The following is a 16,593-nucleotide window of genomic DNA, read 5'->3' on the forward strand; positions in this document are numbered from 1 at the left end:
ATCGCGACAACCATCTAGGAGGTCCTCGTCGATAACGGCGGCCGAATGGGGGCCGCCCTCGCCGTGACGCCTGGTCAGGCTAGCGCATCGGCAGCTCAGAGCGGAAATTGAACCCCGGTGAGCTGCGCAGACAGCTCCCACAGCCCGGCGGCCGTGGAGCCGCGCTTGGCTAACTAGGCGGGCTCGCCTAGTTGCAGTTGTTGGCGTGCACCCAACGCCCGTTGTAGCCCACACAGGTGTTGGGCGGGGGAGGCGGTGGGGGCGGAGGCATGTCTTCGGGCAGCGGCGCGTAGTAGGCCGGCGGTGGCACCGGGTCGGCGCATCCGCTGACGTAGACGCGGCGTCCCACGGCGACACAGGTATCGGCGGCGGCGGTGCCTGCCGGCGCGACGATGACGAATCCGGGCAGGGCAGTCAGTGCCAGTACCGCCATGACGTGGATACGGCGTGCCATTACTGGTCCAGCAGCGGGCGCTCGGGCTGGGGCAATCCGCACCGGGCGCGGAAGTCGGCCAGCGGCTGGCGCAGCCCCAGCAGGTCGGAGTGGGCCTGCGGATTGTCGGCAAAGAAGCTGCGGACCGCTTCGGGCACCTCGTCGTCGGGCCGGTTGCGCAGGCCGGTGTAGAACTCGTTGACGTCGGGATGCGCGTAGAGGTAACCCGACGTCGAGGCGGCCACGCCGGTGGCCACGTTGGCCATATCAGCGGCGGTGCAGCCGGGTTGCGGGTCGGCCAGCGCCACGGCCGGCGCCAGCAGGCCGGCGGCGACGGCGGCCACGCCCAGACCCGTAAGGCTCAGCGATGACAGGCGAACGAAGGACATGGCGGCACTCCCTTCAGGCGGGTGCGTCACTGTAACAAGGCCGGGTGCCTGAGGAGATCACTTCGCAGTGACGGTGAAGCCCTTCATGATCGCCTCGACGTCGGTGGCGTTCTTGGGCGCCTCGTCGGCCGGGGCGGTGACCGCCAACTGCACCAGATAACGCTGTTCGGCCGGCGCCGAACCGGTGGCGATCACCATCCGGAACCAGCTGTGCAGGCGCTGACCATCCATGTCGTAGGTGCCCTGCACCATCGATGACGGGAAACCTTGGTAGTCCTCGTTGGAGGCGTCCAGCAGCCGGAAGTTCGGCGAGAGCTGGGCGTCGACCACACCGTGCCGGATGGCCTCTTTCGAGTCGAAGTTCCCGTTGAGCTTGACCACACTCAAAATTGCCCGGGGGAACTTCTCGCCCTTGCCGAGGACCAGCGTGGTGGCCGGCAGCATCGGGTTTTCTTTCTTCGTCCAGCCCGGCGGCGTGGGGATCGACACGGTCAGGTCGGTCGGCGCGTTGGGGGCCACCGCCTCCGCGGCCACGCCCTGGTCCTCCAGGTAGCGCCCCACGGTGACCGGAGCCTCCGGTTCCGACGAGGTGGTGGTCGTGCTGCCGTTACCCCAAATCGACTGATAGTCAGGGGTTTTAGCGCCGCACCCGGATGTGGTGCTGGTCAGGGCCGCGCACACCAATGCCGCGACCGTCAAGCGCAGCGGGGTCACAGGATCTCGCGGACCGCGTCAATCGGACGCGCCAAGCGGGTGCCGTTACCGGTGACGACGAATGGCCGCTGAATCAGGATCGGGTTGGCGGCCATCGCGTCGAGCAGTTCGTCATCGGATGCATCGGCCAGGCTCAGCTCGGCGTACACCGCTTCGCCGGTACGCACCGCGTCGCGCACATCGATCCCGGCGGCGCCGATCATCTCCGCCAGCTCCGCACGCGACGGCGGGGTCTTCAGGTACTCCACGACCGTCGGCTCGATACCGTTTTCGCGCAGCAACTCCAGCGTCTTGCGGGAGGTCGAACAGCGTGGATTGTGATAGACCACCGCGTCAGCCATGTCAGGCGTCCCCATCGAAAAGCCCAGTGACTGAACCGTTTTCGAACACGGCCCGGATGGTGCTGGCCAGCAGTGGAGCGATCGACAGCACGGTCAGCTGGCCGAACTGCTTGTCCTCGGTGATCGGCAGCGTGTTGGTGACGATCACCTCGCTGGCGCCGCAGGCCGCCAACCGCTCGGATGCCGGGCTGGACAGCACGCCGTGGGTGGCGGCGATCACCACGTCGACTGCCCCCGCTTCGCGCAGCAGGCCGACCGCCCCGGCGATGGTGCCGCCGGTGTCGATCATGTCGTCGGTGATCACACAGGTCTTGCCGGTGACCTCGCCGACCACCCGGTTGGCTTTGACCTGGTTGGGCACCCGCGGATCACGGGTCTTGTGGATGAAGGCCAGCGGCACGCCGCCCAGCGAGTCGGCCCACTTCTCGGCGACCCGCACCCGGCCGGAGTCGGGGGAGACCACCACCACGTCCTTGCCGTTGTTGAGGTAGTTGTCGCGGATGTAGCCGCACAGCAGCGGCTGGGCCCGCATGTGGTCGACCGGGCCGTCGAAGAAGCCCTGGATCTGGTCGGTGTGCAGGTCCACCGTGACGATCCGGTCGGCGCCGGCGGTCTTGAGCAGGTCGGCGACCAGGCGGGCCGAAATCGGCTCGCGGCCGCGGTGCTTCTTGTCCTGGCGGGCATACGGGTAGAACGGCAGGATGGCGGTGATCCGCTTGGCGCTGCCCCGCTTGAGCGCGTCGATCATGATCAGCTGTTCCATCAGGTGCTGGTTCAGTGGCGCGGGGTGCGATTGCAGCACGAAGGCATCGCAGCCACGCACGGACTCGTCGAAACGCACGAAGATCTCGCCGTTGGCAAAGTCGCGGGCGGTCTGCGCGGTAACCGGGACGTCCAGTTCCTTGGCGACCTGATCAGCCAGCTCCGGGTGCGCACGACCAGCGAAGAGCATCAGGTTTTTGCGATTGTCTGTCCAGTCGTGGCTCACGTGCTGCCCCCGCCGTAGAAGATTGTGGATTTCGGTCGAGTTAACTCGGGCCTCATGGTACGTAGCCCGGCGTGCGATTTCGCCTCGGGCTGCCTCAACGCGATCAAGCTCACGATGACAGATCGGGTGGAGTCTGGCCGACTTCTTCGGCGTTATTTGCCGACTCGGCCGCCGCGGCGGCCTGGCTGCCGGGCCGCTTGCGCTGCACCCAGTTCTCGATGTTGCGTTGCGGGCCGGCCGACACCGCCAGTGCGCCCGGAGGCACATCGTGGCGCACCACGGTCCCGGCGCCGGTGTAGGCGCCGTCGCCGATGGTGACCGGCGCGACGAACATGGTGTCCGATCCGGTGCGCACGTGCGAGCCGACCGTGGTCCGCCGTTTGGTTTGGCCGTCGTAGTTGACGAACACGCTCGAGGCGCCGATGTTGCTGTGGTCGCCGATGTCGGCGTCGCCGACGTAGGTCAGGTGCGGGACCTTGGTCCCGGTGCCGATGGTGGAGTTCTTGGTCTCGACGAATGCGCCCAGCTTGCCGTCCGAACCGAGCACCGTGCCGGGTCGCAGGTAGCTGAACGGTCCGACAGTCGCCCCGGCGCCGATCGCCGACGAGGTGGCGTGGCTGCGGATCACCGACGCACCGTCGCCCACCGTGACGTCGGTCAAGGTGGTGTCGGGGCCGATCGTGCAGTGCGCTCCGACGACGGTGCGGCCGAGCAGCTGGGTTCCGGGCGCAACGGTGGTGTCGCGCCCGATGGCCACGTCCACGTCGATCCAGGTGGTGGTGGGGTCGACGATGGTGACGCCGGCGCGCTGATGGGTGGCTACCAGGCGGCGGTTGAGTTCGCCCGCCAGCGCGGACAGTTGCACTCGGTCGTTGACGCCGGCCACCAATGCCGCGTCGTCGACATGACGAGCGTGCACCACTTGGCCGTCGCCTCGGACGATGCCGATCACGTCGGTGAGGTACAGCTCGTGCTGGGCGTTGTCGGAGCCCAGCCGGCCCAGCGCGGAACGCAACGCGGCGATGTCGAAGGCGTACACCCCGGCATTGACCTCGCGGATCTCCCGCTGCGATTCGGTGGCGTCGGCCTGCTCGACGATCGCGGTGACTTCGCCGTCCTGGGTGTGCAGGATGCGGCCGTAGCCGGTGGGGTCGGCCAGCGTGGTGGTCAGCACGGTGACCGCGGCCGGGGCGGTGCAGTGGGTATCGAGCAGCGCCTGCAGCGTGGCGGTGTCCAGCAGCGGGATGTCGCCGGAGGTAACGACGACGGTGCCGGTGAAGTCGTCGGGCAGGGCCGCCAGGCCGCACAGCACCGCGTGCCCGGTGCCGAGCTGCTGGTCCTGCAGGGCGATGTCGATGCGGCAGTCCAGGGCCTGCGCCAGCTCGGCGACCGGCTCGGTGATGCGCTCGTGCTCGTGGCCCAACACCACCACCAAGTGGCGGGGCTCGACGCCGGCGGCCGCCTGCAGGCAGTGCGCCAACATGCTGCGACCGCCCAGCTCATGCAGCACTTTGGGGGTGTCGGAGACCATCCGGGTGCCGGCTCCGGCCGCCAAGACGATGACGGCGTCCTGGCCGGCATCCGGGCGCGACTTGGGGGTACCTCCCGCTTGCGGGGGAGCGTGTTTGTGCGTCGACACGCCGCCTAGCCTGTCATTCTGCGCACGTTCGCGGCAAAGGGGTGGGCAATTCCGTGAGCTCCGTCGCCAGGACTCGAACCTGAACTATCTGAACCAAAATCAGAGGTGCTGCCGATTACACCACGACGGATCGGTGTTCCGCAGTGACTCTAGTCCAACGGACTACCCTGGTCGCGTGGCTGGTCTGGACAAGGACGGTCGGGCTCCTCGAGCCCGGATGACAGGTAGCGAGCGCCGTCACCAACTCATCGATGTCGCCCGCTCGCTGTTCGCCGAACGCGGGTATGAGGGCACCTCCATCGAGGAGATCGCGCAGCGCGCCAACGTGTCCAAGCCGGTGGTCTATGAGCACTTCGGCGGCAAAGAGGGCCTCTACGCCGTGGTGGTCGACCGCGAGATGTCGGCGTTGCTGGACGGAATCACCACGTCATTGACCAAGGCAACCAACAATCAGTCCCGGCTGCGGGTGGAGCGCGTCGCGCTGGCCTTGCTGACCTATGTCGACGAGCACACCGACGGATTCCGGATCCTGATCCGCGACTCGCCGGCGTCGATCAGCTCCGGCACTTACTCGACCTTGCTCAACGACGCGATCGGCCAGGTGTCGTCGATTCTGGCCGGCGACTTTTCCAAGCGCGGCCTGGACCCGGAGACCGCGCCGCTGTACGCCCAGGCGCTGGTCGGTTCGGTGTCGATGACGGCCCAGTGGTGGCTCGACGTACGCGAACCCAAGAAGGAAGTGGTGGCCGCGCACCTGGTCAACCTGTGTTGGAACGGATTGACTCACTTGGAGTCCGATCCGACCCTGCACGACGAATAAGGCCTGTACCGCAACGCAAATCGTCGGCCTGCACCACACCGCCTAGAATTGCCCACATCATGACCGCGCCGGGGTACCAGACTGTCCAAAACCCGATTGCGGGGCTCGTAGACCTGGCGTTGACCGCGCCGGCTTTCGCCGAACTCATCGAGCGCGCGGGCGATCCGCCCGCCGAACTGGCGCTGGTGGGTCCCGTCGGTGCCCGGCCCTTCACCGCCGCCGCGCTGGCCCGCACCGGCACGCTGCTGGTGGTCACCGCCACCGGCCACGAAGCCGACGACCTGACCGCGGAGCTGCGCGGCGTGTACGGCGACACGGTGGCCCTGTTCCCATCCTGGGAGACGCTGCCGCACGAGCGGCTCTCGCCCGGGGTGGACACCGTCGGCGCCCGCCTGCTGGTGCTGCGCCGGCTGGCCCAGCCCGACGACGCCCGACTGGGGCCGCCCCTGCGCGTGGTGGTGACCACGGCCCGGTCGCTGCTGCAGCCGATGACCGGTCAGCTGGACGCGATCGAGCCGGTCATGCTGGCTGTCGGTGACGAGATCCCGTTCGAGGCGGTGATCGCCCGGCTGGTGGAGCTGGCCTACACCCGGGTGGACCTGGTCGGCAAACGCGGCGAGTTCGCGGTCCGCGGCGGAATCCTCGACCTGTTCCCGCCGACCGCCGAACATCCGGTGCGCATCGAGTTCTGGGGTGACGAGGTCACCGAGATCCGGCCGTTCTCGGTGGCCGATCAGCGCTCCATCCCCGAGGTCGAGGTCGGCACCGTGGTCGCGGTGCCCTGTCGGGAGCTGCTGCTCACCGACGATGTGCGGGCGCGCGCGGCCGAGCTGGCCCGCGATCAGCCGCACACCGAGAACGCCGTCTTGGGCACCGTCGGCGAGATGCTGTCCAAGCTGGCCGAGGGCATCCCGGTCGACGGCATGGAGGCGCTGGGCCCGGTGCTGCGGCCGGGTCCGCAGGCGCTGCTGACCGATCAGCTGCGCCCGGGCACCCCGGTGCTGGTCTGCGATCCGGAGAAGATCCGCGCCCGCGCCGCCGACCTGATCAAGACCGGACGCGAATTCCTGGAGGCGTCCTGGTCGGTCGCCGCGATCGGCGGAGAGGCCCCGATCGACATCGAAGAGCTCGGTGGATCGGGATTCCGTGAGTTCGCCCAGGTGCGCCAGGCGGCGCTGGACACCGGGCATCCGTGGTGGACGCTGAGCCAGCTGCCCGACCCGGACGCGACCGAACTGGACGTGCGCCCGTCGCCGTCGGCCCGTGGCCGGCAGCGCGACATCGAGGCGATCTTCGCCATGCTGCGCGCGCACATCGTGACCGGGGGACGTGCGGCGGTGGTCGCCCCCGGCGTCGGCACGGCCCGGCGGATCGTCGAGCAGTTAGCCGAATCCGAGACTGCGGCAACGCTGTTGGAGCCCGGCGCCGCCCCGCAACCCGGGGTGGTCGGGGTGCTCAAGGGCCCGCTGCACGAGGGCCTGGTGATCCCCGGCGCCAACCTGGTGGTAGTGACCGAGGCCGACCTGACCGGCAACCGGGTCAGCGGCCCGGAAGGCAAGCGACTGGCGGCCAAGCGCCGTAACGCCGTCGATCCGCTGGCGCTAACCGCCGGCGACCTGGTGGTGCACGACCAGCACGGCATCGGCAAGTTCGTGGAGATGACCGAGCGCACCGTCGGCGGGGCGCGGCGCGAATACCTGGTGCTGGAATATGCGTCGGGCAAGCGTGGCGCCAACGGTACCGACAAGCTGTATGTGCCGATGGACTCGCTGGATCAGCTGTCCCGCTATGTCGGCGGCCAAGCCCCGGCGCTGAGTCGGCTCGGCGGCAGCGATTGGAGCCAGACCAAGACCAAGGCCCGCAAAGCGGTCCGTGAGATCGCCGACGAACTCGTCGCGCTCTACGCCAAACGTCAGGCCGCGCCCGGCCACGCGTTCGCCCCAGACACCCCGTGGCAGGCCGAGATGGAAGACGCGTTCGGGTTCACCGAGACCATGGACCAGCTCACCGCGATCAGCGAGGTCAAGGCGGACATGGAAAAGCCGGTCCCGATGGACCGGGTGATCTGCGGCGACGTCGGCTACGGCAAGACCGAGATCGCGGTGCGCGCGGCGTTCAAAGCGGTCCAGGACGGCAAGCAGGTCGCAGTGCTGGTGCCCACCACACTGCTAGCCGACCAGCACCTGCAGACCTTCAGCACCCGGATGGCCGGCTTCCCGGTCACCGTCAAGGGACTGTCACGGTTCACCGACGCACAAGAGTCCAAGGCGACCATCGACGGCCTGGCCGACGGCTCCGTCGACGTGGTGATCGGCACCCACCGACTGCTGCAGACCGGGGTGCGCTGGAAGGACCTCGGCCTGGTGATCGTCGACGAGGAACAGCGGTTCGGCGTCGAGCACAAGGAACACATCAAGGCCCTGCGCACCCACGTCGACGTGCTCACCATGAGCGCCACGCCGATCCCGCGCACCCTGGAGATGAGCCTGGCCGGCATCCGGGAGATGTCGACGATCCTCACCCCGCCCGAAGACCGCTATCCCGTGCTGACCTACGTCGGCGGCCACGATGACAAGCAGGTCGCGGCCGCGTTGCGTCGGGAGCTGCTGCGTGACGGCCAGGTGTTCTACGTGCACAACCGGGTCAGCTCGATCGATGCGGCCGCCGCCCGGGTGCGGGGGCTGGTACCCGAGGCCCGGGTGGTCGTGGCGCACGGTCAGATGCCCGAAGAAATGCTGGAAACCACGGTGCAGGGCTTCTGGAACCGGGAATACGACATCCTCGTGTGCACCACCATCATCGAGACCGGCCTGGACATCTCCAACGCCAACACCTTGATCGTCGAACGCGCCGACACCTTCGGACTCTCGCAGCTGCACCAGCTGCGGGGCCGGGTGGGACGCAGCCGGGAACGCGGCTACGCCTACTTCCTCTACCCGAAGGACAGCCCGCTGACCGAGACCGCCCACGACCGGCTGGCCACCATCGCCCAGAACAACGAGTTGGGCGCTGGCATGGCGGTGGCCATGAAAGACCTGGAGATTCGGGGCGCCGGCAACGTGTTGGGCGTGGAGCAGTCCGGGCATGTCGCCGGGGTGGGCTTCGACCTGTATGTGCGTCTGGTCGGCGAGGCCGTGGAGGCGTATCGAGCGGCCTCGAATCTCGCTGAAGGCGAGACGCTCACCACCGAAGAAATCAAGGACGTCCGGATCGACCTGCCGGTCGACGCCCACCTGCCGCCCGAGTACATCAACTCCGACCGGTTGCGGCTGGAGGCCTACCGGCGGCTGGCCGCCGCCCCCGACGATCGGGCGGTCAGCGCTGTCGTTGAAGAACTATCCGACCGCTACGGGCCGCTTCCCGAGCCGGCCGGCCGGCTGGTGGCGGTGGCCCGGCTGCGGCTGCTGTGCCGCGCCGCCGGGATCACCGAGGTCTCCGCGGCGTCGGCGACGACGCTGCGGCTGGCCCCGATGACACTGCCGGACTCCGCCCAGCTGCGGCTCAAGCGGATGCACCCGTCTGCCAGTTACCGCGCCACCACCGCCACCATCCAGGTCCCGATCCCGCGTGCCGGCGGTGCCGGCGCGCCCGTCGGTGCGCCCCGTATCCGCGACGTCGAACTCGTTCAGATGGTGGCCGATCTGATCTCGGCACTGGACGGCAAGCCGCAGGGCCTCATCGACGTCACCGGCGCGGTGCCCGCAGTACGGTAGCCACGATGACCGTCGTCCTGGTCGACCCCCGCAGGCCCTCGCTTGTCCCGGTCGAAGCCCTCGCGTTGCTCGCCGGTGAGGTCGTTTACACCGAGGAACTGCCGATTGTGGTGCCGTGGTCGTTGCCGGCCGCACGCTCGGTGCTCGTCGGTGCCTCAGACGCGCAAGCCCCGGTGCTGCTGTCTTCGGACCGCAACCATCCCGACGTGGTCGCCCGCCTACAGGCCGGGGAGGCGCTGATCGCGGCGCCGGATGCGCCGCCGGGAGAGCGGCTGATCGACGCGGTCGCGATCATGGACCGGCTGCGCACCACCGGTCCCTGGGAGAGCGAGCAGACCCATGACTCGCTGCGCCGGTTTCTGCTTGAGGAGACCTACGAACTGTTCGACGCGGTCCGCAGCGGCGACGCCGACGAGCTGTGCGCGGAACTCGGCGACGTGCTCCTGCAGGTGCTGTTCCACGCCCGCATCGCCGAGGATGCGCTGGAGCACCCGTTTTCCATCGACGACGTCGCGGATTCGCTGCTGCGCAAGTTGGTCAATCGGGCGCCGGCGGTGCTTGCCGGCGAGGAGATCTCGCTGGCCGACCAGGTGGCGCAGTGGGAAGAGCGCAAGTCGCTGGAGAAGAAGTCCACCAATTCGATTCTCGACGGGGTGCCGACCGCGCAGCCGGCCCTCGCGTTAACCCAAAAGGTGCTGCAACGGCTTGCCCGCGCCGGCGTGCCCGCAGACCTGATCCCCGCGACGGTCACCACCGTCACAGTCGCCGCCGACATCGATGCGGAAATCAACTTGCGGACAGCGGTTTTGGAGCTGATGGACACCGTCCGGGCCGTGGAGAAGGCGATCATCGGGGAGTTCACCGAAGAGCAGTGGCGCGCCCACTGGCCGCAGCTCTAGCGCCCGCGTCCCTGCACTCTTGCGCCGAAACCGACGTTGTGCAGGTGCCTACTCGCACTTTCGCTGCAAAACGTCGGTCTCGATGAGCTGAAGCCGATCAGTTCGGGTTCTCGCCCCAACTGCCCGGCAGCATCGGAACCCGCGGCTCGGTGTCGAGCCCGTCACCGCTGAGCACTGCGATTCCGGACGCCTGACGGCTGGTCCCGGTCGCGGTGCCGGCGAAGCCCAGCGAGCCGGCACCGGAATCCGAGGCGCTTGCCGCACCCGGGGGCCCATCCCACTCCGGCGTCACACCGATGTTCATATCCATGTATTCGTCGCCGAAGCCGCGCTGCTTGGCGCGCTGCCGCTGGCGGCGCTTGGCGGCCAGGCCCTGCGCCGCGGCTTCCCCGGGGGCGCCCTGGCTCTCCGACGCCCCTTCCTCGGCGCCGCGCGAGCGCCGCGCACCGCTGGAGCTCCGCGCCGACGAGGAGACACTGCTCACCAGGTACAGGCAAGAGGTCGGTCCGAATCCCACGCCCGGTCCGCCACCCACCCCGCCGCCGGCCGGCATGCCCGCGCCCGCAGCGGCGGGAGCGGTGGGGCCGGCGGAGGAGATCGGGTCCGCGCAGGCGCACGCCTCGGCTCCCGCGGGCACCGGGGCGCCCGAGGCGACCGGGGCGCCGACGCTGCCGCCCACCGGCATCGGCGGGGTCGGCTCGACCGGTTGGTCGAGCCCGACTGCGCCGATCGCGCCCAGCGCACCGAGCCCGGCGGCAGCGGCCAGCGCCGGCGCCGCGGCCATGATGATCGGGATCGCCATCTGCACCGCAATCTGGCCCATCGGCCACAACAGCATCAGCGTGTGGAAGGTGAACCAGCCCAGTGCCCCGGCCAGAATCGGGGACATCCCCGGGATCTGCACCAGCATCTGGGTGACCGCGCTAGCAAACGGAAACGCCTCGATCGGATATCCGTCGACGCCCAACTGCGCCCACAGCCACTTGGCGATCGGGTCCGCAAATCCCATGTTGTACTGCGTGATCAGGTCCTTGAGCTGCTGTTCCCAACTGGTGGCGGCAGCGGCCTCGGCAGCCCCCGGGGCCACGATCGGCGGCGCGGGCGTGGCAGGAGGAACCGAGGCCAGCGCCGCTCCCGCGACGCTCTGGTAGACGGTCATCATCTCCGCGGCCTGCACCCACATCCGGGCGTAGTCGGCTTCGTTCAGCGCGATCGGGACGGTGTTGATGCCGAAGAAGTTCGTCGCCACCAGCGTGGCGTGCACCGCGTGGTTGGTGGCCAGTTCGGCCAGCGTGGGCATGCCGGCCAGCGCGGCGGTGTAGGCCGCGGCAGCGGTCTGGTGCAGGCCGGCCGCGGCGGTGCTCTTGGCGGCGCTCTCGGCCAGCCAGCTCAGATACGGGGCGTGTGCGGCCGCGTACTGCTGGGCGCTGGGGCCCTGCCAGGCGCCCTGCACTCCGGCCAGCACGGCGTCGAGCTCGGCGGCCACTTCGGCGTATTCCGCGCTCATCGCCGAGTACGCCGACGCCGATTCCAGCAGCGGACCGGGTCCGGGACCGGCGCTCAGCAGCGCCGAGTGCACCTCCGGCGGCGACGCCAGCCAGACCGGTGCGGTCATCGAACGCACCTCCTTCCCGATTCGCGGCAAGCTCGATCTTGTTCGGTCAACCAATTGGTCGCGGCGTGGCCCGGTTTGGTTCCATGCAGACGAATCTTTGTATCCGGGCGCCGAATGAGCGACTATGGCGGCATGCGGTGCGAGGTGGTGCGCGAGACCCTGTCGTCGCTGCTCGACGGCGAGCAGCAAGAGCTGCCGGCGCAGCAGGTTGATGCGCACTTGGCGTCATGTCGCAGCTGCCGGCGCTGGCTGGTCGGCGCTGCCGCCCAGGCCCGCCGGCTCACTGACATCAACAGCGACGCCGATGCCGATGCCGGCCCTGACCTGGCCGCCCAGATCCTGGCGGCCGCTGGGGTGACATCGATCACCGCCCAGAACGCCGACGACGGCTTCTGGTCGCGGTGGGGTTTCCGACGTCCTGCGCTGGTTGCCGTCGGGGTGCTCCAGGTGGCGATGGCGGCTATCCAGATCGCCGGCGTGGACTTCGGCATGGTGTCGGCGCACGTGCACGGGCACGGCGCAGCCACTGGAGCGCATTTGCTGCATGAGTCCACCGCGTGGTTGTTGGCGCTCGGCGGCGCGATGATCGCCGCGGGTATCTGGCCGTCCGTAGCGGCCGGTGTTGCGGCGATCGCCGGGGTGTATGCCCTGGCATTAGGCGGTTATGTGGCTGTGGACGCTTACCACGGTCAGGTGACGGCGGCGCGCATCGCCAGCCACCTGCCGGTGCTGATCGGCTTGGTGTTCGCTTTGCTGGTGGCGCGCCAACGCGTCGGCGGCGCAGGCCCGCGCCCGGCCCGCTGGGACGCCGACGGCGCCGCTGGCGGGGCTGCCCCGGGGGCGGGTGCCGGCCGCGGTCGGCGGCGGCATCTGCGGTCGGTCAACCACACCGACAGCTCTACGACCATGCGTCGTAATAGCGCCGGGGACCCGGGTCTAAGGTGGGTGTTCATGGCGGGAGCTGACCGGGTTGACGACGATGCTGTCACCGCCCTCGCCGTTGCCGCCGCAGCCGGCGATGCCCGTGCCCTGGAGGCGTTTATCAAGGCCACCCAGCACGACGTCTGGCGATTCGTGGCCTACCTCTTCGACGGTGTCAGTGCTGACGACCTGACCCAGGAGACCTTCCTGCGAGCGATAGGCGCGATCCCGCGGTTCGCCGGCCGTTCCAGTGCCCGGACCTGGCTGCTGGCCATCGCGCGGCGGGTAGTGGCCGACCACATTCGCTACCTCAAGGCGCGTCCGCGCACCGCACCGGGCGCCGACCCCGAGCTGCTGCTGGACCGCGACCGGCCCGCCCGCGGTTTCGAAGACGTGGTCGAGGTGACCGAGTTGATCGCCGGTCTGTCAGCCGACCAGCGCGAGGCGCTGCTGCTGACCCAACTGTTCGGGCTGTCCTATTCCGACGCCGCGGCGGTCTGCGGTTGCCCGGTGGGCACCATCCGATCCCGGGTTGCGCGCGCCCGCGACGCGCTGCTGGCTGATCCGGAACGCGGTGAGCTGACCGGTTAGCCGGCGGTTTAGCGAGGCTCGACGCAGGAGAGCCGAAGCTGGAACCGCCGCATAGACTCGGCGGTTTAGCGAGGCTCGACGCAGGAGAGCCGAAGCTGGAACCGCCGCATAGACCGGCTGAATTCGCGCTGGCAGAGCCGGTTTTTGCGGCACGCGCGGGCGGAACGGCCGGTCGGCGATGCCTCGCTCATGGCCTAGTCATGGAACGATGGACGCAAAACCATAGCTTCGAGATTGGGGAGAGCGGTGTCGGCGCTACGTTGGCTGCGGACGGCCGCCGTCGTCGGCGCGACGGCCGTACTGCTGGCATCCAGTTGCAGCTGGCAGCTCGGTAATCCCATCCCGCAGGGCGTGCCACCGCCCCCCGGCGACCCGGTCCCGCCGGTCAGTACTGACGTCGCCAAGGGCCGGCCCGCCGATCAGCTCTATCAATGGGCCGCGGAGCGTGCCCCGATGCTCGGCATCCCCATCACCGCGCTGGAGGCCTACGCCTACGCGGCGCGGGTTGCGGAGGTGGAGAACCCCAACTGTCATCTGGGCTGGACCACGCTGGCTGGCATCGGCCAGATCGAGAGTCATCACGGCCACTACAACAACGCCACGGTGGCACGTAACGGCGACGTGCGGCCCAAGATCCGCGGGGTCCGGCTCGACGGCTCCGGAGGCAATCTGCACATTGTCGAGGACGTGCAACCGGACCTGGCCGACGACGATGGTGTGGTGCGCGCGATGGGCCCCATGCAGTTCATTCCGGAGACCTGGCGGCTCTACGGCGTCGACGCCAACAACGACGGCGTCGTCAGCCCCGACAACATCGACGACGCCGCCCTGTCGGCAGCCGGCTATCTGTGCTGGCGCGGCAAGGATCTGGCCACCCCCAAGGGCTGGATGACGGCGTTGATGGCCTACAACGAGTCGGAGATCTACGCCCGCGCGGTCCGGGATTGGGCCGCCGCGTACGCAGCCGGCCGCCCGCTGTAGAGGTGTCCGATACGGAGTACGGCCAGGTACGGCTAGGCTCCCAACAGGCCTCCGATCGAACACGACGGCCAGCCCCACCCACGCTCAAGGAGAAGTCAGTGCCCATCATCCAGCAGGTCGGCGCCCGCGAGATCCTCGATTCCCGCGGCAACCCCACGGTCGAGGTCGAGGTCGCGCTGGAAGACGGCACATTCGCCCGGGCCGCGGTGCCCTCGGGAGCATCCACCGGCGAGCACGAGGCCGTGGAACTCCGCGACGGTGGCACCCGCTACGGCGGCAAGGGCGTGCAGAAGGCGGTCACCGCGGTACTGGATCAGATCGCGCCGGCAGTCATCGGAATCAGCGCTGACGACCAGCGACTGGTGGACCAGGCGCTGGTGGACCTCGACGGCACCCCGGACAAGTCTCGGCTGGGCGCCAACGCCATGCTCGGGGTGTCGCTGGCAGTGGCCAAGGCGGCCGCCGACTCCGCGGCGCTGCCGCTCTACCGCTACCTGGGCGGCCCCAACGCCCACATATTGCCGGTGCCGATGATGAACATCCTCAACGGCGGCGCCCACGCCGACACCGGCGTCGACGTTCAGGAATTCATGGTCGCCCCGATCGGCGCCCCCAACTTCGCCGAGGCGCTGCGGTGGGGCACCGAGGTCTACCACTCGTTGAAGGCAGTGCTGAAGAAGCAGGGGCTGTCCACCGGGCTCGGTGACGAAGGCGGCTTTGCCCCCGATGTCGCCGGCACCACCGCCGCGCTCGACCTGATCAGCACCGCGATCGAGGCCACCGGGCTCAAGCTGGGCACCGATGTCGCGCTGGCCCTCGACGTCGCAGCCACCGAGTTCTACACCGAGGGCAGCGGTTACGCGTTCGAGAAGCAGAACCGCACCGCGGCCCAACTGGCCGAGTTCTACGCCAAACTGCTCGACAGCTACCCGCTGGTGTCCATCGAAGACCCGCTGTCCGAGGACGACTGGGACGGCTGGGTGTCGTTGACCGCCGCGATCGGCGACCGGGTGCAACTCGTCGGCGACGACCTGTTCGTCACCAACCCCGAGCGGCTCGAGGAAGGCATCGAGCGGGGCGCGGCGAACGCACTGCTGGTCAAGGTCAACCAGATCGGCACGCTGACCGAGACTCTGGACGCGGTCACCCTGGCCCACCACAGCGGCTACCGCACCATGATGAGCCACCGCAGCGGCGAGACCGAGGACACCACCATCGCCGACCTGGCGGTGGCGGTCAGCAGCGGCCAGATCAAGACCGGTGCCCCGGCCCGCAGCGAGCGGGTGGCCAAGTACAACCAGCTGTTGCGGATCGAGGAGGAACTCGGCGACGCCGCCCGTTACGCCGGCGAGCTGGCCTTCCCCCGCTACGCGCCGGAGAGCAAGTAGCCGCTAGGGGCCGCTGCCATGTCCGATCCGAAACGGCCTGACGCCAAGCGGCGTGCCGCGACGTCGCGGCCGGGACGGGGCGGGGAGAACGGACGTGCGCACCCGCGCCGGACGCCGCCGGTGCGCCGGGGGGCAGGCGCCGCGCGGACCCCACCGTCGTCACCGGTCGGTGCGGTCAAACGAGCCATTGCAGCGGCGGCCGAGCAGAGCTCGGACCTGCGGGTGGGCTTCACCGCCCGGCGGGCGGTGATCCTGGCCGCAGTGATGTGCGTCCTCACGCTGACCGTCGCCGGGCCGGTCCGTACGTTCTTCGCCCAACACGCGGAGATGAAACAGCAGTCCCAATTGGAGACCACCCTGCACCGCCAGATCACCGACCTGCAGCAACAGAAAGCCAACTTGGAGGACCCCGCGCACATCCGGGCGCAGGCCCGTCAGCGGCTCGGCTTCGTCATGCCCGGCGAGATCCCGTATCAGGTCCAGCTGCCCGCGCCGGCCGAGGTGCCGGGTGAGCCGGGTGCCGAGCCCCTGGCCGCGCCCAGCGGGGATCCTTGGTACACCGCGTTGTGGCACACCATCGCCGACGCGCCGCATCCTCCGCCGCCGCCGCCCGTACCGCCGTGGCTTCCGGCTCCGCCCGCACCGGTGGTGCCCGTTGGTTGATCCTGCCGACCTGGACGCGGTGGGCCGACAGCTGGGCCGAGAGCCTCGCGGCGTCCTGGAGATCTCCTATCGGTGCCCCAACGGCGAACCCGCCGTGGTCAAGACGGCCCCGAAGCTGCCGGACGGAACACCGTTTCCCACCCTGTACTACCTGACACACCCGGCGCTGACCGCCGCGGCCAGCCGATTGGAATCGTCGGGCCTGATGGCCGACATGACCGAGCGGCTGCGGCACGATCCCGAGCTCGCCGCCGGCTACCGGGCCGCTCACGAGTCCTATCTCGCCGAGCGGGATGCCATCGAGACGTTGGGAACCACGTTCACCGGCGGCGGCATGCCGGATCGGGTGAAATGCCTGCACGTGCTGATGGCGCATTCCCTGGCCAAGGGGCGTGGCGTCAACCCGTTCGGTGACGAGGCGCTGGCCATCCTGGCCGCCGAGCCGGCGATGGCTGGGATCCTGGTGCCGGAGCAGTGGCTGTGACTCGCCGCGCCGCC

General features: G+C 69.2%; 15 protein-coding genes, 1 tRNA gene and 1 pseudogene. 9 read left to right on the forward strand and 8 right to left on the reverse strand.

The window, feature by feature from the left end; translation table 11 throughout:
- Positions 1-187 precede the first annotated feature (187 nt).
- The 7 genes from NM962_18445 to NM962_18475 all read right to left on the reverse strand — a co-directional run bounded on the left by NM962_18445 (position 188) and on the right by NM962_18475 (position 4,634).
- Positions 188-454 (reverse strand): hypothetical protein, encoded by a 267-nt coding sequence (locus tag NM962_18445; GenBank protein UVO11881.1) that lies wholly within the window; start codon positions 452-454, stop codon positions 188-190.
- The gene (locus NM962_18450; GenBank protein ID UVO11882.1) at positions 454-822 is read right to left on the reverse strand and encodes a heme-binding protein; all 369 of its coding nucleotides are present in this window, start codon (positions 820-822) and stop codon (positions 454-456) included. The genes NM962_18445 and NM962_18450 overlap by 1 nt, the downstream gene beginning before the upstream one ends.
- Positions 823-879: 57 nt before the next feature.
- Positions 880-1,536 carry an LpqN/LpqT family lipoprotein gene (locus tag NM962_18455; protein UVO11883.1) on the reverse strand — a complete coding sequence of 219 codons (657 nt, stop codon included), beginning with the start codon at positions 1,534-1,536 and terminating at the stop codon, positions 880-882.
- Positions 1,533-1,877, reverse strand: coding sequence for an arsenate reductase (glutaredoxin) (gene arsC, locus NM962_18460; GenBank protein UVO11884.1), 345 nt, complete (start codon positions 1,875-1,877; stop codon positions 1,533-1,535). Before arsC ends, NM962_18455 begins: the two co-directional genes overlap by 4 nt.
- Before the next feature lies 1 nt (position 1,878).
- A complete protein-coding gene (locus tag NM962_18465; protein UVO11885.1) occupies positions 1,879-2,865 on the reverse strand; it encodes a ribose-phosphate diphosphokinase in 987 nt (328 codons plus the stop codon).
- A 109-nt stretch (positions 2,866-2,974) separates the two neighbouring features.
- Positions 2,975-4,396, reverse strand: a complete 1,422-nt coding sequence (glmU, locus tag NM962_18470) for a bifunctional UDP-N-acetylglucosamine diphosphorylase/glucosamine-1-phosphate N-acetyltransferase GlmU (protein ID UVO14819.1) — start codon at positions 4,394-4,396, stop codon at positions 2,975-2,977.
- A 166-nt stretch (positions 4,397-4,562) separates the two neighbouring features.
- Positions 4,563-4,634, reverse strand: a tRNA-Gln gene (locus NM962_18475).
- A gap of 87 nt (positions 4,635-4,721) precedes the next feature.
- Between NM962_18475 and NM962_18480 the strand changes: the two genes are divergently transcribed.
- Genes NM962_18480 through NM962_18490 form a run of 3 tightly spaced genes read left to right on the forward strand, consistent with a single transcriptional unit; the run spans position 4,722 to position 9,936 of the window.
- Entirely contained in the window at positions 4,722-5,324 is a 603-nt protein-coding gene (locus tag NM962_18480) for a TetR/AcrR family transcriptional regulator (protein ID UVO14820.1), read from the forward strand.
- Positions 5,325-5,383: 59 nt separating this feature from the next.
- On the forward strand, positions 5,384-9,037 hold the full coding sequence (gene mfd, locus NM962_18485; protein ID UVO11886.1) for a transcription-repair coupling factor: 3,654 nt from the start codon (positions 5,384-5,386) through the stop codon (positions 9,035-9,037).
- 5 nt (positions 9,038-9,042) lie between these two features.
- Positions 9,043-9,936, forward strand: a complete 894-nt coding sequence (locus NM962_18490) for a nucleoside triphosphate pyrophosphohydrolase (protein ID UVO11887.1) — start codon at positions 9,043-9,045, stop codon at positions 9,934-9,936.
- A 97-nt stretch (positions 9,937-10,033) separates the two neighbouring features.
- Here the strand turns inward: NM962_18490 and NM962_18495 are convergent, their stop codons facing one another.
- Complete coding sequence (locus tag NM962_18495; GenBank protein UVO11888.1) at positions 10,034-11,551, reverse strand: PPE family protein; 1,518 nt, start codon at positions 11,549-11,551, stop codon at positions 10,034-10,036.
- A 132-nt stretch (positions 11,552-11,683) separates the two neighbouring features.
- Here NM962_18495 and NM962_18500 point away from each other — a divergent pair.
- The 6 genes and pseudogenes from NM962_18500 (at position 11,684) to NM962_18525 (ending at position 16,579) form a co-directional block, all read left to right on the forward strand.
- A pseudogene (locus NM962_18500) lies at positions 11,684-12,295 on the forward strand (DUF2275 domain-containing protein).
- Positions 12,296-12,502: 207 nt separating this feature from the next.
- The gene (gene sigC / locus NM962_18505; GenBank protein UVO14821.1) at positions 12,503-13,063 is read left to right on the forward strand and encodes an RNA polymerase sigma factor SigC; all 561 of its coding nucleotides are present in this window, start codon (positions 12,503-12,505) and stop codon (positions 13,061-13,063) included.
- A 246-nt stretch (positions 13,064-13,309) separates the two neighbouring features.
- Complete coding sequence (locus NM962_18510) at positions 13,310-14,044, forward strand: lytic murein transglycosylase (protein ID UVO11889.1); 735 nt, start codon at positions 13,310-13,312, stop codon at positions 14,042-14,044.
- Between the two features lie 98 nt (positions 14,045-14,142).
- Positions 14,143-15,432 (forward strand): phosphopyruvate hydratase, encoded by a 1,290-nt coding sequence (gene eno / locus NM962_18515; GenBank protein ID UVO11890.1) that lies wholly within the window; start codon positions 14,143-14,145, stop codon positions 15,430-15,432.
- 18 nt (positions 15,433-15,450) lie between these two features.
- A complete protein-coding gene (locus tag NM962_18520) occupies positions 15,451-16,095 on the forward strand; it encodes a septum formation initiator family protein (GenBank protein ID UVO11891.1) in 645 nt (214 codons plus the stop codon).
- Positions 16,088-16,579: a DUF501 domain-containing protein gene (locus NM962_18525; protein ID UVO11892.1), complete on the forward strand. Its 492-nt coding sequence runs from the start codon at positions 16,088-16,090 to the stop codon at positions 16,577-16,579. The genes NM962_18520 and NM962_18525 overlap by 8 nt, the downstream gene beginning before the upstream one ends.
- Positions 16,580-16,593: the final 14 nt, after the last annotated feature.

It is taken from the genome of Mycobacterium sp. SVM_VP21 (genome assembly GCA_024758765.1).
In the GTDB taxonomy this organism is placed as follows: domain Bacteria; phylum Actinomycetota; class Actinomycetes; order Mycobacteriales; family Mycobacteriaceae; genus Mycobacterium; species Mycobacterium heraklionense_C.